This window comes from Collinsella aerofaciens (assembly GCF_028209625.1).
Classification (GTDB): domain Bacteria; phylum Actinomycetota; class Coriobacteriia; order Coriobacteriales; family Coriobacteriaceae; genus Collinsella; species Collinsella aerofaciens_AM.
Genome location: NZ_JAQLDU010000016.1, coordinates 1 through 18,358, shown reverse-complemented (window position 1 = coordinate 18,358; position 18,358 = coordinate 1). Strand labels below are relative to the sequence as shown.

The following is an 18,358-nucleotide window of genomic DNA, read 5'->3' as shown; positions in this document are numbered from 1 at the left end:
CGGAGTACATATGTCACCAAACAGCGATTCCATCCTTTCCCAGGAGCTCTCGCGCCGCACTGCCCTCAAGGCCCTGTTCGGCGCCGCTTCTGCGGCAGTTCTTTTTGGCCTGCCCGCTCGCGCCCATGCGGCGGAGGCTTCCAAAGAAACCACCGATAAACTGAATGCCGCCCAGGCCCAGCTCGACGAGGTTCAGGCCCAGCTCGACAGCATCGCAAATGAGTATGCGGCGCTGGCCAACAAGAATGCCCAGACCCTCAACGACATCGAGAATGTCCAGGGCAAGATTGACGACACGCAGGCCCAGATCGATGAAAAGAAGGCCGAGCTCAAGAAGAAGCGCAACGACCTTTCCGATCGCGTGGCCGCCAGCTACAAGTCCGGCGGCACGAACATCCTGTCGCTGCTGCTGGCCTCTGGCTCGTTTGAGGAACTCGTCGCCAACGCGCATTACGTTGAGAAGATCAACAAGAGCGACCGCGACGCCATCGAGGACATTCAGACCATCCAGGAAGAGCTCGATGCGCAAAAGACCGAGCTCGAGTCGCAGAAGGCCGACTTAGAGAAGCTCAAGGACCAGCAGACTGCCCAGATGCAGGACATGCATGCCAAGCAGCAAGAAGTCCAGACCGTGCTGAACGGTCTTTCCGACGACGTCAAGGAGCTCATGGCTCAGCGCGATTCCGAGATCATCGCTGCCGCCCAGGCTGAGGAGGCCGCTAGGAAGGCTGCCGCTGCCGCGGCTGCCGCGAACAAGAACAATTCCTACTCGGGTGGTTCAAGCTCGGGTGGCGGATCGTATGCGCCCGGAACCCCGCAACAGAATGCCGGCTCGGGCAAACAGCAGGCCGTCGTCAACGCGTGCTACTCCACGCCTTCGCCGGGTCAGAACTGGTGCGCGGCGTGGGTTACCAATGTCTTCCGTAACGCCGGCGTTGGCTACTTTGGCGGTAACGCGTGCGATATGTTTAACGCATGGTGCTATAGCTCCGACCGCTCGGCGCTGCAGGTGGGCATGATCGTGGCCGACTCATCGCATAGCGGCACCGGCATGCCGGGTCTGATCTATGGCCACGTGGGCATCTATGTTGGCGGCGGCATCGTCATGAGCAATGAGGGCGCCATTACGTCTAAGTCGCTTGATTCGTTTATTAGCTTCTATGGCACTGGCTCTGGCGTGCGTTGGGGCTGGCTCGGCGGTATTGCGCTGTCGTAAAGCCGACGGGGCCGCGTGCCCGCCCGCAATATATTTGATTGCCTGCTCGGGCAGTCCTACGCAAGACGAAGGCCACATTAAGTGGCCTTCTTTGCGTGCGGAACTCGCGATCAATCAAATATATTGCGGGCGGGCACGCGGCCCTCTCGGGTTCGGGGCGCGACACACCGGACTGGGTTATCTGAATAAATATGGTGAAGGCCCCTTTCGGGGCCTTCTTTTTATAAAAATTCGCCTACTCGGTGGACTTCGGGTTCTAGGTCTACGTCGAACTGCTCTTTGACTTTGGCTTGGATGTCGCGGATGAGTTCGTCGACGTCGGCGGCGGTGGCGTGGTCGGCGTTGACGATAAAGCCGCAGTGCTTTTCGCTTACCTGCGCGCCGCCAACGGCGTGTCCTCGCAGGCCGGCATCCATGATGAGCTTGCCGGCAAAGTAACCCTCGGGGCGCTTGAAGGTGGAGCCGGCACTCGGCATGTCGAGCGGTTGCTTGTCCTCGCGACGCTGACGGTAGTCGTCCATGTCGGCCTTGATCATCGCGGCGTTGCCCGGGGCGAGATTGAAAGTGGCCGAAAGCACGATGAAACCGTCGTCGGCAATGCGGCTCTTGCGATAGCCCAGGTTGAGCTCGTCGACATCGAACTCGATGATGTTGCCGCTGCCGCGGGTGCCGTCGTCGAGCTGGCGAGCGGGTTTGTAGACGCGCACGGACTCCAGCACATCGGCCATGCAGGCACCGTAGGCACCGGCGTTCATGTAGCAGGCGCCGCCGACCGATCCGGGGATGCCCGAGATGGGCTCCATGCCGGTGAGACCGGCCTCGGCTGCCGCCGCGGCGACATCGGAAAGCAAGGCGCCGGCCGCCGCCGTGACGTGCGTGCCGTCGACCGTAATGTCGGAGAGGCCTTCGCCCAGCGCCACGACGACGCCACGGATGCCCTTGTCGCCGACGAGCAGGTCGGAGCCGTTGCCCACGATGGTAAGCGGCAGGTCGCAGCGATAGCAGGTATCGAGCGTGGCGACGAGGCCCTGCTCAGTATCGGGCGTGACAAAGACGTCGGCCGGGCCGCCGATCTTAAGCGTGGTGTGCTCGCGCATGGGCTCGCTCATCAACACGTTGTCCTCGCCGGCAACGCCAGCAAGTGCGCACAGCAGGTCCTCGTTAAAAAAGTCGTTCTCGTGCATACGAATATCCGCCTTTTGGTGGTCGTTGTCATCAATCGATTGCAATATACCCCACCCGGACGGATTTGGTGCGCTGGCGGCGATAAAACAGCCGTCTACCGGATTGGTAAAGTGTTTATCACCGAGGTAGAGGGGCGGTCGCTATACTTTCAAGAGATTGCGCGTAAACCTGGAAGGAGCGAGATGGCCAACAAAGTCACCCTCAAGCAGATTGCCCAGGAGGTGGGGCTTTCCCCCTCGTCGGTCTCGCTTGTTCTCAATAATCGGCCCTGTCGCATCTCGGAAGAAAACCGCAAGCTCATCAAGGAGGTTGCGGCGCGCAACCACTATGTTCCTAATCAGATTGCGCGTAGTCTGGTCATGCGCGAGTCGCGCACGCTGGGCCTTATCGTCCCTAACATCGAGAGCCGCTTTTTTGCCTCGCTCGCCGGTAGCCTGGAAAAGCGCTGCCGCGAGGACGGCTATGCGCTCTTCATTACCAGCTCGGGTGGAAGTGCCGACGACGATCTGGAGCTGCTGCGCCAGCTGGTAACGCGCGGCGTTGATGGCGTCTTCCTGGTTGTGGGCGACGAGTTCTCCGACGACCGCGCCCTGCGCGAAGAAGTCAGCCATCTGCCTATCCCTGCCGTGATGGTCGACCGTGCCATTGAGGGGCTCGAGTGCGACAAGGTGATGTTCGACCACGAGATGGGTGGCTACATGGCCACTCGCTATCTGATCGAGCAGGGTCACCGTCGCATTGCCTGCTTGGTTAACGCGCGCCGTTCCAATACGGGGCGTAAGCGACTTGCCGGCTATGAGCGCGCGCTGCGCGAGGTTGGCCTGCCTATCGACGCACGTTTGGAGTTTGAGAGCGAGTACTACATTCCGAGTGCCTACGAGGCCTCGGAGGCGGTGCTCGCAACTGACGCCACTGCCGTGTTCGCAAGCTCAGATAATATTGCCCTCGGTTTGCTCAAGCGCTTGCACGAGATGGGGAAGAGCATCCCGGGCGATATTTCGGTGGTGAGCTATGACAACTCGGCGGCCGATGTTCTCTTTGAGCCGGCGCTGACCGCGATTGAGCAGGATCCTGGTGTCCTTGCGGAGCATGCTTTTGGCTGCATGTCCAAGCGTCTTGCCGGTAGGGGCGGCAGGCATGCCGAAGAGGTCGTTCTGGAGCCGGAGCTTATCGTTAAGGACAGCGTGCTCGAGCTTACTAAACACAACTAAACACGTTTATCAATTTGCAGAGACCGAATGTGGAGCACCTGTGACAGTCAATGCCGCAGGTGAATGTCGCGTTTTGTTGATCGATGCGATTGATAAGGGTGGTAAAACGTTTTTTCACCATGATAAAACGTTTTAGCAAATATACTAGTCCCAACGAAAGGTTGCCGTATCGGAGGGCGACCGCACAGCGAAGGGACATAAACAATGGCTAAAACACTGGGGACGCCGTGGCAAAAGCTGGGCCACGAGGTGCCGGCTTCCGAGCTCGAGGGCGTCGACCTGTATTGGCGCGCATCGAACTATCTGTCCGTCGGTCAGATCTACCTTCGCTCTAACCCGCTAATGCGCCCCGACTTTGTTGATGAGAAAACCGGTGAGGTGCGCGACTTCGGTCGTCCGGACGTTAAGCACCGCCTGGTTGGCCACTGGGGCACCACGCCCGGCATCAACTTCCTGTTCGGTCACGTCAATCGTCTGATCGCCGACCACAACCAGAATGCTATCTTCTTGATGGGCCCTGGTCACGGTGGCCCCGCCGGTACTGCTCAGTCGCTGCTCGACGGCACCTACCGCGAGATTCGCCCCGACATCACCAATGACGAGGCCGGCTTGCAGAAGTTCTTCCGCCAGTTCTCCTATCCCGGCGGCATCCCGAGCCACTTTGCGCCCGAGACGCCCGGTTCCATCCACGAGGGCGGCGAGCTTGGCTACACGCTCAGCCACGCCTACGGTGCCGTCATGGACAATCCGAGCCTGCTGGCCGTGGCCGTGGTGGGCGACGGTGAGTCCGAGACGGGCCCGCTCGCGACCTCTTGGCAGTCCAACAAGCTCGTGAACCCGGCAACCGACGGTATCGTTCTTCCGATCCTGCACCTCAACGGCTACAAGATCGCCAACCCCACCATTCTTGCCCGCGTGTCCGACGAGGAGCTCACCAAGTTCTTCGAGGGCATGGGCTACAAGCCGCACTTCTTCGTTGCCGGCTTTGACGACGAGAGCCACGCAAGCATCCACGAGCGCTTCGCTGCCCTGTTTGAGCAGGTCTTTGACGAGATCTGCGACATCAAGGCCACCGCGCAGGCCCAGGCCGCCTCAGGCGAGACCGTGGTCCGCCCGGCCTACCCCATGATTGTGTTCCGTACGCCCAAGGGCTGGACTTGCCCCAAGCACATCGACGGCAAGAAGACCGAGGACTCCTGGCGCGCGCATCAGGTGCCGCTGGCGAGTGCCAAGGATACCCACGAGCACTTCCGCGTGCTGCGCGAGTGGCTGCGTTCCTACAAGCCCGAGGAGCTCTTTACGCCCGAGGGCCAGGTGCGCCCCGAGGTGACGGCCTTTATGCCGACCGGCGAGTTGCGCATCGGCGCCAATCCCAACGCGAACGGCGGTAAGGTGCGTCGCGAGCTCGAGCTGCCCGATATTCATGCCCACGAGGTCTCCGTCGCAACTAAGGGTCATGGCTGGGGCTCCACCGAGGCCGCCCGCGTCTTTGGTGAGTACACTGCCGACGTTCTGGCCAAGAACATGGATGACTTCCGCATCTTTGGTCCCGACGAGACCGCGTCCAACCGTCTGCAGGCTGCCTACAAGGTGACCAAGAAGCAGTGGGACGCTGGCTTCTACGAGGACGAGGCCAACGACGAGCTGCTGGCAGGCTCCGGTAAGGTCGTCGAGCAGCTGTCCGAGCACCAATGCGAGGGCTTCCTCGAGGCCTACGTGCTCACTGGCCGTTCCGGCGTGTGGAGCTCCTACGAGAGCTTTGTCCATGTGGTCGACTCCATGGTCAACCAGCACTGCAAGTGGCTCGAGGCTACCAAGCGCGAGATTCCGTGGCGTGCTCCCATCAGCGGCCTTAACATTTTGCTGTCGAGCCACGTCTGGCGTCAGGACCACAACGGCTTCTCGCATCAGGACCCCGGCTTTATCGACTTGCTGCTCAACAAGGCCAACGACACGCACATCGTGAACGCCTACTATCCGGCCGACGCCAACATGGCTCTCGCTGTGGCCGAGCACGTCTACCAGTCCACCGACTGCGTCAACGCCATCTTCTGCGGCAAGCAGCCTGCTCCGACCTTCCAGACGGTCGACGAGGCCAAGGCGGAGCTCGCCGAGGGCGTCGCGACTTGGGAATGGGCATCGACCGCCGATTCGCTCGCCGAGGCCGACGTCGTGGTCGCCACCTGCGGCGACGTGCCGACGCTTGAGGCTCTGGCTGCAACCGACATGCTGCGCGAGCTGGGTATCAAGGTATGGTTCGTCAACGTGGTCGACCTGCTCAAGATTCAGAACGTCTGCGAGAACGACCAGGCCATCAGCGACGAGCACTGGGCTGAGCTGTTCGGCTGCGGCGAGAAGCCCGTCCTCTTCGCGTTCCACGCCTATGCCGGCACGATTCGCCGCCTGATCTGGAACCGCCCCGGCCACGACGCCTTCCGCGTCCACGGCTACGAGGAGAAAGGCTCCACGACCACGCCGTTCGACATGCTGCGCCTGAACAACATGGACCGCTGGGCACTGGCCGCCGACGTGCTGCGCATGGTCGACGCCGATAAGTTTGCCGAGCAGATTGATAAGTGGGAGGCATTCCGCACCGAGGCCTTCGAGTTCGCGTGCGATGAGGGCTACGATCACCCGGCCTTCACCGACTGGGTCTGGCCCGACGCCGCAGCCGCAACCGCTGCCGACGGCGCGCTCTCCGCAACGCAAATGACCGCAGGCGACAACGAGTAACTTAGTTACGCGGTTTTACCAAACCGCGTAACGGCCCGACGCTGCGCGGGTCCCAGGCACCCCATCTCGCCGTTCAAACCGTCGCTCGCGTACATAAAGTACGCGTCGCTCCTCTTTCACGACGACCTGGGGCACCTGGAACCCGCTCGCTGACTTTTGTGCAACCAGCGGCGAGCGGTTGCTCGGGGAGCGCTTGTGCTGGACGGTCTCGCGCTGGGGCCGCCTCCGGGCGGGTGCCTTCCTCTGAGAAGTGGGCTTCGCGAACTTCTCAGAGGAAGGCACCCCGGCCCTCGCCCGTATTACCCCGCTGGGCGAGCCATAGACGCCGCGTACCGATAGGGTAAGGCGGCGGCTTGAAATTGGTGCTATATTCGGCTTGAGTTGTTTAATGCTAGTACGGGAGGCTGATATGGGGCTGTTCAAGAAGAAAAACCCGCAGGATGCCTTTGATCCCGATGTGTTTACCATCACGGATACGATTTTGGACCCGCCGCGGTTTACATTTTTGCCGGCTATCTACCAGGACGCCACGCGCCGCAAGTGGGCCGTGCATCAGCGCGGCGGCGAGCCGAAGATTTTTGACTATGCGGACGTGTTGCAGTGCGAAGTGGCCGAGGCGGGCGATCCGGAGGCCGAAGAAGCGGTCTCTAAACAGGAATTTGCCCAGCGTATCCTGGCAAATCCTGCCAAGGCGGCGAAAATAAACGCTGCCAAGCGTAATATGTGTCTTGGTATGGGCGTTGTTGTGGCGGTTCAGACGGGAAAAGACGAGGTTTCCAAATTAGAGATTCCCGTTATGACCGACGAAGTCAAACGCGATTCAAGTCTATATAAGTCGTATCGGAATGTCGCCGAGAAGATCAAGGCAGAATTTGATGCCATGGGAGGGCTGGCCTAATTTTGGCGGCATACGTTTCTGAATGAGGAGTCTGTGCAATGGCAGGCGAATCTTATGCAATTCCCCCCAAAGATCATGCTGTTGAGGGAATTCTTTGGTATATCCAGCACCATCAGCTTGCCGGCGGCGATCGCCTGCCGGCCGAGCGCGTGCTGTGCGAAGAGATTGGCGTTTCGCGTACGGCGTTGCGTGCCGGTATCACGCGGCTTATCTCGTGTGGAACGCTCGAGAGCCGTCGCGGATCGGGCACGTATGTGTGTCCTCCCAAGCCGCTGAACATCTTCCAGGAAACGTATAACTTTTCCGATGCTGTGCGGACTGCCGGCCTGCACCCCTCTTCTCGTCTGGTTTCCACCGGGACCATCGAGGCGGATGAGGCGCTTGCCGACAAGCTTGGGGTGGCTGTAGGCGCTCCCTTGCTCCGCATGCAGCGCGTTCGACTTATTGAGGGCGAGCCGGCGTCAATCGAGACCGCTCACGTTAACCTGTCCCTGTGCCCATCGCTTCCCGAGCACGATTTTGAGTGTGAGAGCCTTTACGATGTCTTGCTCAAAGAAGGTGGCGTGCGCGTTGAGCATGGACGTGAGCATATCTCCATCTCGCGTTTGAACGTCGAAGAGGCCGAGCTGCTCCAGCAAGAAGAGGGAACGCCGGTGTTCTATGAGAGCTCGATCGAATTTGATAAGGACATGCGTTTTGTGGAGCATTGCAAATCGGTGATTTTGCCCACAAAGTTCCGCTTTGCCGATAACGGCGAAGAGAACGGCATGAGGAGCGTGGCAGGTGAACAATGGCTGAAACAGTAGATGCCACCCCGGTTTATATGCGCATTCGACGCTGCATCGAGGAACGTATCGAGCGCGGTGCATATCCCACGGGTTCCATGATTCCGTCCGAAAAAGACCTCGCCGAGGAATTTGGTACGACACGCTTGACCATCCGAAGCGCTGTCGATGAGCTGGTTCGGCGCGGGCAGATTCGCCGTGTTCGGGGAAAAGGTGCCTTTGTGGCGCAGAAAGTACCTGCTTTTTTTGAACGCACGGTCGGTTTCCGTGAATCGGTCCGTGCTTCGGGCGGCGAGCCGTCCGTCCGTATTCTCGCGCGTTCCAAGCGTTATGCGGGGCCATATTACGCCGACCTGTTTGGCATCGCCGAGGACGACCTGCTCTATTCCGTTCGACGCCTGAACTGCATAAACGGTAGCCCCGTATCGATTGAGACGGCGCTGATTCCCTGCCTGCTGTTCCCAACCATCGAAGATATTGACGTGTCGGTCTTCAGTTTGTACGAGACCTATGAGATGCTGGGCCGAAAGCCAGTCATGGCACAGGAAAAGCTCGATATCGAAGCGCTGGGCGCACGAGATGCCGGCCTCCTTGGACTGGAACAGGGCGATCTTGTTTTGCTTTTGGAATGCGTGAGCTATGACGCGAGCGGTCAGGCTATCGAGTATGTAAAGTCCTTCAATCGTGGCGATACGGGCGGCTACACCTATACGTACTAGCTGGTATTTTGTGAATAACGGCTGGGAAACTAACCAGTTTTGATCGTTGGGTCAGCTGTATATACAACCTTACATGGCTCAAAATCGACCGTTCGCCGAAGGGGATAAATTAATCGACAAAGAGGTATCAAAAAGCCGTAACCTGTAACTGTGATTGGTATCAAATACTAATGATTTGTTACGAGGTGAGACGATGAAGATGCTCGATTACGTTCAGCTTGCCCATGTGCGTATGGGAGAGAACCTCGAGCGTTCGTCTGAGCTGGTAGCGCAGCTCGTTGATATTTTCCAGTCCGGTTCTTTTGACGCGCTGCGCATCGTTGCTTCGGGTTCGTCGCGCCATGCTGCGGATTGCGCCCGCGATTACCTGCAAGATGCGCTGCAGATGCAGGTGTCCGTTGTGACGCCCGAGGCCTTCGTCGATTTTGAACACACCTATCCACAGCATGCGCTTAACATTGCCGTCTCGCAGAGCGGCTATTCAACCAATACGATTGCGGCGCTCGATTACATGCGCGCACACGATATGGCTGCAGTTGCGCTCACGGCAAACGTCGAGGCACCCATCAAGGAACACGCTGACATCGTTCTTGACTACGGTGTGGGCGTCGAGTCGGTGGACTTTGTGACTCTGGGCGTCGAGGTTCTCGTTGAGTACCTGGTGCTCTTTGGTATTTACGGCGGTCAGGCGCGCGGAACGATTGACGCCAAGGGCGTTGCTCAGCGTCTTGATGACCTGCGCGAGGCTATCCAGGCTAATGCCGTGATGTGCAAGACCGCCGAGGCATATGTCCAAGATCACATGCTCGAGCTTTCTGAGCACATGCCCGCCATGGTCGTCGGCAACGGCCCCAACTATGGTGTTGCCGAGGAGGCAGCGCTCAAGCTGAGCGAGACCATCAAGATTCCTGCCATGCATCACGAAGGCGAGGAGTTCGTCCACGGTCCCGAGATGCAGATCGTTCCGGGCTATCTGGTGTTTATCGTCGACGATCCGCAGGGGTCGGAGCGTCTTGCGAATATCGCCGATGCGCTATCGAACGTTACGGCAAAAACGGTGCTGCTCACGGCCCATCCCAAGGGTAGGGCTCACGAGGTTGCGGTGCCTCAGGTGGCTCCGCTGCTCAGCGCAATTCCCAATCTTGTGTTCTTCCAGACGATTGCGGCCATGATCGCCGAGCGTCTGAAGTCATGGAACGTGCACCCGTATCTCGATGCCGTCTCCAAGCAAATGGAGGTCAAGGCAGAGGGCTACGAAGAGTCAGTCAATGCGCTTAAGGCCAAAGCGGCTGAGTGTTACGGAATGTAAGCGGGTTTTGATGCCCGTTGGCATGGGGGATGTGGAAACAACCCCAGAAAGGAGAGACAAATGAAGGAAACCGAGAAGATCGAGATCATGCATTTCGACCAGGAGGGCTATCTCGAGGACGGCAAGGCGCTCTACGAGACCGGCAAGAAGATGACCGCGCTCGCCGACAAGGTCGCCGACGAGGGCTACGACGCCGTGTTCCTGATGGGCGTCGGCGGCACCTGGGACGAGCTCATGCAGCTCGAGTACCTCATGAACAAGTTCGGCGACCGCGACCTCGAGGTCTACCTGATCCACGCCGCCGAGTGGAACGTCATGGGCCACAAGCGCATGACCGAGAAGTCCGTCGTGCTCACCGCCTCCGAGTCCGGCACCACCCCCGAGGTCCTCGAGGCCGTCAAGAAGATGAAGGGCATGGGCGTGCGCGTCTACGCCATGACCAAGCCCGAGGGCCCCATCGGCCAGGCTGTCGGCGCCGAGAACTGCGTCGCCATGGCTTCTGACCATGGTTCGGGCGGCTGCGAGAAGGGCTACTACCTCGCCGACTGCTTCGGCCTGCGCCTGCTCAACCGCCGCGGCTGCTTCCCCAAGTTCGATCTGTTTATCGAGCAGACCAAGGACATCTGGAAGGACATGCTCGATATCCGCAAGCGCTTCGAGCCGCGCGCCGAGGAGCTCGCCAAGAAGTACGCCCTGGCCCCCTACACCATGTTCATCGGCTCCGGCGCCCTGTGGGGCGAGACCATCCTGTTCTCGATGTGCATCCTCGAGGAGATGCAGTGGAAGCGCACCCGCTACATCACCTCGGCCGACTTCTTCCACGGCACCCTCGAGCTCGTGGAGCCGGGCGTCCCGGTCTTCCTGTTCATGGGCGAGGACGAGAACCGCAAGCTCGACGAGCGCGTCCGCGCGTTCCTGACCCGCGGCGTGACCGGCGACACCGACATCAACGTCATCGACACCGCCGAGTTCGCGATCCCCGGCCTTGACGACGAGTTCCGCGTCATCGTGTCTCCGTGGATTCTGACGGTGCTCGTTACCGACCGCCTGGCTCGCTACTACGAGACGGTCACCAAGCACAACCTCAAGTATCGTCGCTACTATCACCAGTTCGACTACTAAAGAAAACGGGTGCGGGAACGCGCCGGGCTATTGAGAGGAACACAGAATGAGGCAGTACATCATCGCCAGCCATGCGCACTTCGCTACCGGCATCAAGGAGAGTGTCGAGCTGCTCTCGGGCGCTCGCGACAACGTCCACGATCTTTCGATGTTCGTCGATGACCGCATGGACGTGGCCGAGGAGGCCCAAAAACTGCTGGCAGGCATGGCTGCCGACGATGATGTTGTTGTCTGCACCGACCTCTTTGGCGGCAGCGTCAACAACGAGTTCACCAAGATCGTCCAGACGCGTCCCCGCACGTACCTCGTTACCAACATGAACCTTCCTCTGCTTATCCAGCTGCTGTTCTCTGACGAGTCGGCGCCGGTTGAGGAGACGATTCGCGCCATCGTCGCTGCGGACGATACGCGCGTGAAGTTTGTCAACGATCTTTTGGTCGATGACGAAGAGGAAGAAGAGTTCTAATCCGCAGCACCTACTGACACGCCGTAAGACGGCACAAGACCTTTGGGGGGTCACATTATGATTCAGCTACTTCGCGTCGACCATCGCCTGCTTCATGGCCAGGTCGCGGTCTCTTGGGTCCAGGGCCTTGGCTCCAACTGCATTTTCTGCGTGGGCGATAAGGTCGCCAACGACCCGGTGTGGAAGACGACGCTCAAGATGGGCAAGCCTGCCGGCTGCAAGCTCGTCATCAAGGATATGGCGAATGCCATCGAGGCCATTAACTCGGGTGTGACTGACAAATACAAGATGATTATCTGTGTCGCCACCATCGCTGAGGCAAAGCAGCTTGTTGAAGGCTGCCCGCAGATCAAGTCGGTCAACCTGGGCAACACCAAGCCCAAGGACGAGAAGCGCCCCGATGCTCGTCAGGTCTCTCGTCAGATCTTCCTGACTGCAGCCGAGGAGGCCGATGTGCGTGAGATGCTGAACAACGGCGTCGAGGTCGAGATCCGTCCTCTGGCCGATGACCCCAAGGTTGACTGCGCAAGCGTGCTCTAGGCGTTCAATTTCGAAGAGTCTGAGCTCTTCGTAGTGTCCTATTAGGAAAGGGGGATATATGCTTACCCAAGCAATCCTCATCGGACTTATCGCCGCATTTGGTAAGTTCGACTTCCAGCTCGGTACGCTCTATGCGTTCCGCCCCATCGTCCTGTGCCCGCTCGTGGGCCTGGTGCTGGGGGACCTGCAGTCCGGCCTCGCGATCGGCGCCAGCCTGGAGCTTCTGTTCATGGGCTCGATCTCCATCGGCGCCTACGTGCCGCCTGATGAGACGATCGGCGGCGTGCTCGCCTGCGCCTTCGCTATCCAGTTGGGCCAGAGCACCGAGGCAGCCATCGCGCTCGCTATGCCCATCGCCACGCTGTGCCTTGCCATCAAGAACATCCTCAACGCCGCCCTGCCGATTCTGGTTGACCGCGCTGATGTCTTCTCCGGCCAGGGCAACCTTAAGGGTGTCTATGCGATGCACTTCCTGATCGGTTTGACCGGTATCATCATGGCGTTCCTGCTGTGCTCGCTGTCGTTCTATCTGGGCGCTGACGCCATCCAGGGCATGCTCGACTTCATCCCGCCCTTTGTCCTTGCTGGCTTTGGCGTTGCCGCCAACATCCTGCCGGCCATGGGCTTCGCCATGCTCGGCCGCCTGGTGCTCACCAAGCAGCTCGTGCCCTTCTACTTCCTGGGCTTCCTGCTGTGCTCCTACGCCAACGTGCCCGTCCTGGGCGTCGCCCTGATCGCCATCATCATCGGCATCGACAAGTTCGACCTGCTCGGCCTGGGCGGAGCCCAGCCCCAGCTCTCCGCGGAAGGGGATGAGGACGATGACTTCTAGTCCCGAGAACAAGATCACGCGCTCCGACCTCGTCAAGAGCGCCGTCAACGTCGGCGCCCTGGGCATGGAGTTCTCCTGGACCTACTACAAGCAGATGAACATCGCCTTCTGCCTGATGGTCGCCAACATGCTCAAGAAGATCTACGCCGGCCGCCCCGACGACTACGCCGAGGCCCTGCACCGCCACTGCGCGTTCTTCAACATCACCGTCCAGTTCGCCCCGTTCGTCGGCGGCATCGCGATGGCCATGGAGGAGAAGGTCGCCCGCGGCGAGATCGAGCCCGAGAGCGTCAACGACGTCAAGGCCGCCCTCATGGGCCCGCTGTCCGGCATCGGCGACTCCATCTTCCTGTCGACGCTGCGCGTGGTCGCCGCCGCGGTGGGCATCAGCCTGTGCCAGGCCGGCAACCCCTTCGGCCCCATCGCCTTCCTGCTCATCTACAACGTCCCCGGCTTCGCGCTGCGCGTCTGGGGCGCCGTCAAGGGCTACGAGCTGGGCGTGGGCTTCCTGGACGAGGCCCAGAGGACCGGCCTCATGCAGAAGATCATGACCTGCGTGGGAATCGTGGGCGTCATGGTCGTGGGCGCCATGTGCAAGGACATGTTCTGGGCCAGCATCCCGGTGGCCATCGGCTCGGGCGACGACGCCCAGACCCTCCAGGACATCCTGGACGGCATCATGCCCGGCATGCTCGGCATGATCGCCTTCTGGCTGTACTACTGGCTGCTGTCCAAGAAGATCAACCCCATGGTGCTGATCGTGGCCACCATGGTCGTGGGCATCGTCGGCGCGTTCTTCGGCGTGCTGGCGTAAGGGCCCGGCCTATTATTTGCCCCCAAGGGAAACGGCGACCCATTGCGGTCGCCGTTTTTTATTACCGAAAGCTAGTTGGAGGTGCTTCGTGATTCGATCTGACAATCCACCCGATAATGGCGTGAGCGGGGCGATGTATCTATTTGGCACGGCGCTCTTGTGGAGTTTTATCGGCATCCTCGTTCGCGCCAATTCGCAGTCAGCTCTTTTGATCGGTGCCGTCACGGCAATATTTATGGCGCTCTTTATCCTGCTCGTCGGCAGACCCGTCCTTCGCGTCAGCCGTCTTATTGTCCTTGTGGCCGTCTGCAACTTCGTGACGGGCACCACGTTTAACTTTGCCAACCAGCTCACGACGGTCGGCAACGCGATCGTTCTGCAGTACACCTCGATGATTTTCGTTATCGTGTATCAATCGCTCGCAACTCGCACGTTGCCCTCGCCTGCGAAGATTGCCTCCGTGGTGGTTGCTTTTACGGGTATGGGACTTTTCTTTTTAGGTGATTTGAGCGCCGAGGGCATGCTCGGAAATCTGCTTGCCGTCATTTCGGGCGCCACCTTTGGGCTGTGTTTCTTTTTAAACTCTCGCCCCGATGCGTCGCCCATGGTGTCCTCGCTCATCTCCTGCGGCATCTCGATACTTCCGATCGTCTATTTTGCCGGCGACCTAGGCTCCGTGAAACCCTTTGAGTGGGGGCTTATGCTGGTGCATGGCCTTTTTTGCAGCGGCCTTGCGAGTGTGCTGTATGCCAAGGGGATTGCGCGCACCAACGCGTTTGCGGCCAACTTGGTTTGCATGAGTGAGGTCGTGCTCGCTCCCTGCTGGTCGGCGCTCCTCTTTGGCGAGGTCTTTAGCTGGAACGAGTTCTTGGGCGCGGCGATGATCGTTTTGGTGATTGTGGCCAACTTGGCATCCGATGCTTTTGGCGACGGCTTTCTGGTGGCGCTTGTCCGCCATCGAAACAAAGAGCGTGCCTAATGGGATGCGCCTGCCGTTTACGGTAAAAAACACCCCGCTGAGCGACTGGTATTAAATAAGGCGAACCTGCATACCTATAATTGGTATCAAATCATTTGTGCCTGGTATGGGTGTTAGCAGCACGCCAGGTGCGGTTCGGACCGTGTGGTCAAACTCCCGGATTGATATCAATAACGCGCGCGACGGGAGTGACGACGGTTCGAGATTCCTTATTGGGAGGAACTATGCTTGTCCAAGCAATCCTCGTCGGCTTAGTCGGAGCTTTTGGATGTCTCGACTACCAGCTCGGCACCCTCTACGCGTTCCGCCCCATCGTCCTGTGCCCGCTCGTGGGCCTGGTGCTGGGGGACCTGCAGACTGGCCTTGCCGTTGGCGCCAGCCTGGAGTTGCTGTTCATGGGCTCGATCTCCATCGGCGCCTACGTGCCGCCTAACGAAACCGTCGGCGGCGTGCTCGCCTGCGCGTTTGCCATTCAGCTCGGTCAGGGTACCGAGACGGCCATCGCGCTCGCCATGCCCATCGCCGTCCTTGCACTGACGATCGGCAACATTACCAATGCCTTGTTCCCTGTGTTTGTCGATATGGCAGACAAGTTCGCCCTCAAGGGAAACCTCAAAGGCATCTACGCCGTTCATTGGGGAATTGGAATCTGGGGCTGCGTCGAGTACTTCCTGCTGTGCGGCGGCGCCTTCTATTTGGGTTCCGACGCCATCCAGGGCCTGCTCGACTTCATCCCGCCCTTCATCATCGACGGTTGCGGCGTTGCCGCCAACATCCTGCCGGCCATGGGCTTCGCCATGCTCGGCCGCCTGGTGCTCACCAAGCAGCTCGTGCCCTTCTACTTCCTGGGCTTCCTGCTGTGCTCCTACGCCAACGTGCCCGTCCTGGGCGTCGCCCTGATCGCCATCATCATCGGCATCGACAAGTTCGACCTGCTCGGCCTGGGCGGAGCCCAGCCCCAGCTCTCCGCGGAAGGGGATGAGGACGATGACTTCTAGTCCCGAGAACAAGATCACGCGCTCCGACCTCGTCAAGAGCGCCGTCAACGTCGGCGCCCTGGGCATGGAGTTCTCCTGGACCTACTACAAGCAGATGAACATCGCCTTCTGCCTGATGGTCGCCAACATGCTCAAGAAGATCTACGCCGGCCGCCCCGACGACTACGCCGAGGCCCTGCACCGCCACTGCGCGTTCTTCAACATCACCGTCCAGTTCGCCCCGTTCGTCGGCGGCATCGCGATGGCCATGGAGGAGAAGGTCGCCCGCGGCGAGATCGAGCCCGAGAGCGTCAACGACGTCAAGGCCGCCCTCATGGGCCCGCTGTCCGGCATCGGCGACTCCATCTTCCTGTCGACGCTGCGCGTGGTCGCCGCCGCGGTGGGCATCAGCCTGTGCCAGGCCGGCAACCCCTTCGGCCCCATCGCCTTCCTGCTCATCTACAACGTCCCCGGCTTCGCGCTGCGCGTCTGGGGCGCCGTCAAGGGCTACGAGCTGGGCGTGGGCTTCCTGGACGAGGCCCAGAGGACCGGCCTCATGCAGAAGATCATGACCTGCGTGGGAATCGTGGGCGTCATGGTCGTGGGCGCCATGTGCAAGGACATGTTCTGGGCCAGCATCCCGGTGGCCATCGGCTCGGGCGACGACGCCCAGACCCTCCAGGACATCCTGGACGGCATCATGCCCGGCATGCTCGGCATGATCGCCTTCTGGCTGTACTACTGGCTGCTGTCCAAGAAGATCAACCCCATGGTGCTGATCGTGGCCACCATGGTCGTGGGCATCGTCGGCGCGTTCTTCGGCGTGCTGGCGTAAGGGCCCGGCTGCATAGACTGTCATTGCAACCTGGTAAGGGGATGGAGCGGGCCTATGCCCTCCATCCCCTTACTTGTATAGAGGGAGTTCGTATGTTCGCGAAGGATCGCGAAGCAATGCGCCTGACGCCGGCAGAGGTCAGGCTGATTCTTATTGAGTCCCTGCAATGGTGCGCCAACAACGCGGTGTACTTTTTAGGGCTTATCGGCGCGGCGACGTATGATTTGGCTGGCACGGCCTTTTTGGTTGCTGCCATTACGCTCGTACGCAATCTTATGACGTCGGCGGGCAATATGGTGTCGGGCTCGGTCATCGACCGCTTTGGACCGCGCCGGACGTCGTTTGTGACGTGCGTGATTACGGCGGTGCTATCGCTTGGCGTGGGGTTGGCGCCGTTGTCTGTCCCCGGGCTTGTGTTTGCCGCGTGCGTCTTGGGGCTTGCGGGCGGCTTTATCAACACCTGTACGCATGCGTTTCCGGGATACCTGGAGTCGACCACCGAGGGCCGTACCCGCGTGAACGGTCTCATGGTGTTCTACAGCAATATCGCCTATACCGCTGGCCCGCTGCTCGGTGGTGCCATCGTGAGCTGTTTTGCCACGCAATCGGTCTATCTGCTCATGGCGGGCATGATGGGTGTGGCGGCCGTGCTCTCCTTGGGCTGTCACGAGTGTGTTGCTCCCGCAAAAGGGGAGAAGCCGAAGGGCGGCATTCTGGGCGGCATGGCCGAGGGCGCGCGACTTACGTTTCGCGACCACGACCTGCGCCTTATCTTTATCTCGGGCTTTCTGGGCTTCTTTGCGTTTGGCGCGTTCGATTCGCTGGAGTCGTTGTTCTATCGCGATGTGCTCAACGTGGATATCGTCTGGCTGGGCTGGCTGTCCTCGGTCGTGGGCCTCACTTCCTCGGTGGGCGCGTTCATCCTGACCAAGCTTTCTGCCCGCCATGTCAACCTGCGATTGCTGCTCGGCGCGCTCATGGCCGTGGGCATTGGGTCCATGGTGTACGTGGGCACCGATATGCTGGGGGTCGCGATTATCGGTCAGGCGATTAACGGTCTGGCCTGGGGATTCCTGGAACCGCTGCAGATGATCTTGATTCAGGAGCGCGCTGACATCAAATACCTGGGGCGCATTACCGGCTTTGTGCGTTTTGGCCTGATGAGCGCCGGCGTGCTGCCGCTGCTGGCGGCTCCGTTTTTGGCGGAGGCTTTGGGTGTCCAGACGGTACTGTTTGGGGCATCGACCATTATTGCGCTGGTAGGAACGCTGTTCTTTGTCACACAAGGGAGGCGCCAGAGGCGTTAGCTATACATTCAATTCTAATTTAATACCACTCACCAGAGAATTTCGACCGTTCACCGAGGATTGGAGCAGATTGATAAGTGGTATTAAAAACACATTAGGTGTATGTCTATAATTGGTATCGAAAAGAAACGCGATGTATAGAGTTGCGTGCAGGACAGAAAGGAAAAGCCATGAAGGAAACCGAGAAGATCGAGATCATGCACTTTAGCCAGGAGGGCTACGTCGAGGACGGCAAGAACGTCTACGAGACCGGCAAGAAGATGATTGAGCTCGCCGACAAGGTCGCCGACGAGGGCTACGACGCCGTGTTCCTGATGGGCGTCGGCGGCACCTGGGACGAGCTCATGCAACTTGAGTACCTCATGAACAAGTTCGGCGACCGCGACCTCGAGGTCTACCTGATCCACGCCGCCGAGTGGAACGTCATGGG

General features: G+C 59.8%; 17 protein-coding genes and 1 pseudogene. 17 read left to right on the top strand and 1 reads right to left on the bottom strand.

The annotated features are described in order from the left end of the window. Positions 1-10: 10 nt before the first annotated feature. Positions 11-1,216: a coiled-coil domain-containing protein gene (locus PMW70_RS08280; protein ID WP_271744561.1), complete on the top strand. Its 1,206-nt coding sequence runs from the start codon at positions 11-13 to the stop codon at positions 1,214-1,216. A 221-nt stretch (positions 1,217-1,437) separates the two neighbouring features. Here the strand turns inward: PMW70_RS08280 and murB are convergent, their stop codons facing one another. Beyond that, a complete protein-coding gene (gene murB / locus PMW70_RS08275) occupies positions 1,438-2,400 on the bottom strand; it encodes a UDP-N-acetylmuramate dehydrogenase (protein WP_195363670.1) in 963 nt (320 codons plus the stop codon). A gap of 183 nt (positions 2,401-2,583) precedes the next feature. Here murB and PMW70_RS08270 point away from each other — a divergent pair, with 183 nt between their 5' ends. The 16 genes and pseudogenes from PMW70_RS08270 to PMW70_RS08195 all read left to right on the top strand — a co-directional run. After that, positions 2,584-3,612: a LacI family DNA-binding transcriptional regulator gene (locus tag PMW70_RS08270; RefSeq protein WP_271744560.1), complete on the top strand. Its 1,029-nt coding sequence runs from the start codon at positions 2,584-2,586 to the stop codon at positions 3,610-3,612. A gap of 204 nt (positions 3,613-3,816) precedes the next feature. Further along, positions 3,817-6,345 (top strand): phosphoketolase family protein, encoded by a 2,529-nt coding sequence (locus PMW70_RS08265; protein ID WP_271744559.1) that lies wholly within the window; start codon positions 3,817-3,819, stop codon positions 6,343-6,345. Positions 6,346-6,754: 409 nt separating this feature from the next. Beyond that, positions 6,755-7,243, top strand: coding sequence for a hypothetical protein (locus tag PMW70_RS08260; protein ID WP_035137745.1), 489 nt, complete (start codon positions 6,755-6,757; stop codon positions 7,241-7,243). Between the two features lie 38 nt (positions 7,244-7,281). Further along, positions 7,282-8,049 (top strand): GntR family transcriptional regulator, encoded by a 768-nt coding sequence (locus PMW70_RS08255; RefSeq protein WP_035137744.1) that lies wholly within the window; start codon positions 7,282-7,284, stop codon positions 8,047-8,049. After that, on the top strand, positions 8,034-8,747 hold the full coding sequence (locus PMW70_RS08250; protein ID WP_035137743.1) for a GntR family transcriptional regulator: 714 nt from the start codon (positions 8,034-8,036) through the stop codon (positions 8,745-8,747). Before PMW70_RS08255 ends, PMW70_RS08250 begins: the two co-directional genes overlap by 16 nt. A gap of 193 nt (positions 8,748-8,940) precedes the next feature. Next, positions 8,941-10,056, top strand: a complete 1,116-nt coding sequence (locus PMW70_RS08245) for an SIS domain-containing protein (RefSeq protein ID WP_117655976.1) — start codon at positions 8,941-8,943, stop codon at positions 10,054-10,056. A gap of 60 nt (positions 10,057-10,116) precedes the next feature. Next, positions 10,117-11,178: an SIS domain-containing protein gene (locus PMW70_RS08240; RefSeq protein WP_253057201.1), complete on the top strand. Its 1,062-nt coding sequence runs from the start codon at positions 10,117-10,119 to the stop codon at positions 11,176-11,178. A 46-nt stretch (positions 11,179-11,224) separates the two neighbouring features. After that, positions 11,225-11,644: a PTS sugar transporter subunit IIA gene (locus tag PMW70_RS08235; protein ID WP_117565057.1), complete on the top strand. Its 420-nt coding sequence runs from the start codon at positions 11,225-11,227 to the stop codon at positions 11,642-11,644. Positions 11,645-11,701: 57 nt separating this feature from the next. Further along, positions 11,702-12,184: a PTS sugar transporter subunit IIB gene (locus PMW70_RS08230; protein ID WP_117565058.1), complete on the top strand. Its 483-nt coding sequence runs from the start codon at positions 11,702-11,704 to the stop codon at positions 12,182-12,184. A 58-nt stretch (positions 12,185-12,242) separates the two neighbouring features. Further along, positions 12,243-13,016 carry a PTS mannose/fructose/sorbose/N-acetylgalactosamine transporter subunit IIC gene (locus PMW70_RS08225; protein ID WP_118206271.1) on the top strand — a complete coding sequence of 258 codons (774 nt, stop codon included), beginning with the start codon at positions 12,243-12,245 and terminating at the stop codon, positions 13,014-13,016. Next, a complete protein-coding gene (locus PMW70_RS08220) occupies positions 12,997-13,830 on the top strand; it encodes a PTS system mannose/fructose/sorbose family transporter subunit IID (protein WP_117798386.1) in 834 nt (277 codons plus the stop codon). Before PMW70_RS08225 ends, PMW70_RS08220 begins: the two co-directional genes overlap by 20 nt. A gap of 88 nt (positions 13,831-13,918) precedes the next feature. After that, the gene (locus PMW70_RS08215; RefSeq protein ID WP_233505160.1) at positions 13,919-14,809 is read left to right on the top strand and encodes a DMT family transporter; all 891 of its coding nucleotides are present in this window, start codon (positions 13,919-13,921) and stop codon (positions 14,807-14,809) included. A 224-nt stretch (positions 14,810-15,033) separates the two neighbouring features. Next, positions 15,034-15,807: a PTS mannose/fructose/sorbose/N-acetylgalactosamine transporter subunit IIC gene (locus tag PMW70_RS08210; protein WP_035137735.1), complete on the top strand. Its 774-nt coding sequence runs from the start codon at positions 15,034-15,036 to the stop codon at positions 15,805-15,807. After that, positions 15,788-16,621: a PTS system mannose/fructose/sorbose family transporter subunit IID gene (locus PMW70_RS08205; protein WP_117798386.1), complete on the top strand. Its 834-nt coding sequence runs from the start codon at positions 15,788-15,790 to the stop codon at positions 16,619-16,621. The genes PMW70_RS08210 and PMW70_RS08205 overlap by 20 nt, the downstream gene beginning before the upstream one ends. A gap of 92 nt (positions 16,622-16,713) precedes the next feature. Next, the gene (locus tag PMW70_RS08200; RefSeq protein ID WP_195241124.1) at positions 16,714-17,928 is read left to right on the top strand and encodes an MFS transporter; all 1,215 of its coding nucleotides are present in this window, start codon (positions 16,714-16,716) and stop codon (positions 17,926-17,928) included. Positions 17,929-18,098: 170 nt separating this feature from the next. Next, positions 18,099-18,358: pseudogene (locus PMW70_RS08195) on the top strand (SIS domain-containing protein); the annotation flags it as partial.

Coding starts and splice junctions, on each gene's coding strand:
- PMW70_RS08230 (WP_117565058.1), top strand. CDS start 11,702: ATGATTCAGCTACTTCGCGTCGACCATCGCCTGCTTCATGGCCAGGTC.
- PMW70_RS08220 (WP_117798386.1), top strand. CDS start 12,997: ATGAGGACGATGACTTCTAGTCCCGAGAACAAGATCACGCGCTCCGAC.
- PMW70_RS08255 (WP_035137744.1), top strand. CDS start 7,282: ATGGCAGGCGAATCTTATGCAATTCCCCCCAAAGATCATGCTGTTGAG.
- PMW70_RS08205 (WP_117798386.1), top strand. CDS start 15,788: ATGAGGACGATGACTTCTAGTCCCGAGAACAAGATCACGCGCTCCGAC.
- PMW70_RS08210 (WP_035137735.1), top strand. CDS start 15,034: ATGCTTGTCCAAGCAATCCTCGTCGGCTTAGTCGGAGCTTTTGGATGT.
- PMW70_RS08250 (WP_035137743.1), top strand. CDS start 8,034: ATGGCTGAAACAGTAGATGCCACCCCGGTTTATATGCGCATTCGACGC.
- PMW70_RS08235 (WP_117565057.1), top strand. CDS start 11,225: ATGAGGCAGTACATCATCGCCAGCCATGCGCACTTCGCTACCGGCATC.
- PMW70_RS08240 (WP_253057201.1), top strand. CDS start 10,117: ATGAAGGAAACCGAGAAGATCGAGATCATGCATTTCGACCAGGAGGGC.
- PMW70_RS08280 (WP_271744561.1), top strand. CDS start 11: ATGTCACCAAACAGCGATTCCATCCTTTCCCAGGAGCTCTCGCGCCGC.
- PMW70_RS08270 (WP_271744560.1), top strand. CDS start 2,584: ATGGCCAACAAAGTCACCCTCAAGCAGATTGCCCAGGAGGTGGGGCTT.
- PMW70_RS08225 (WP_118206271.1), top strand. CDS start 12,243: ATGCTTACCCAAGCAATCCTCATCGGACTTATCGCCGCATTTGGTAAG.
- PMW70_RS08265 (WP_271744559.1), top strand. CDS start 3,817: ATGGCTAAAACACTGGGGACGCCGTGGCAAAAGCTGGGCCACGAGGTG.
- PMW70_RS08260 (WP_035137745.1), top strand. CDS start 6,755: ATGGGGCTGTTCAAGAAGAAAAACCCGCAGGATGCCTTTGATCCCGAT.
- murB (WP_195363670.1), bottom strand. CDS start 2,400: ATGCACGAGAACGACTTTTTTAACGAGGACCTGCTGTGCGCACTTGCT.
- PMW70_RS08200 (WP_195241124.1), top strand. CDS start 16,714: ATGTTCGCGAAGGATCGCGAAGCAATGCGCCTGACGCCGGCAGAGGTC.
- PMW70_RS08245 (WP_117655976.1), top strand. CDS start 8,941: ATGAAGATGCTCGATTACGTTCAGCTTGCCCATGTGCGTATGGGAGAG.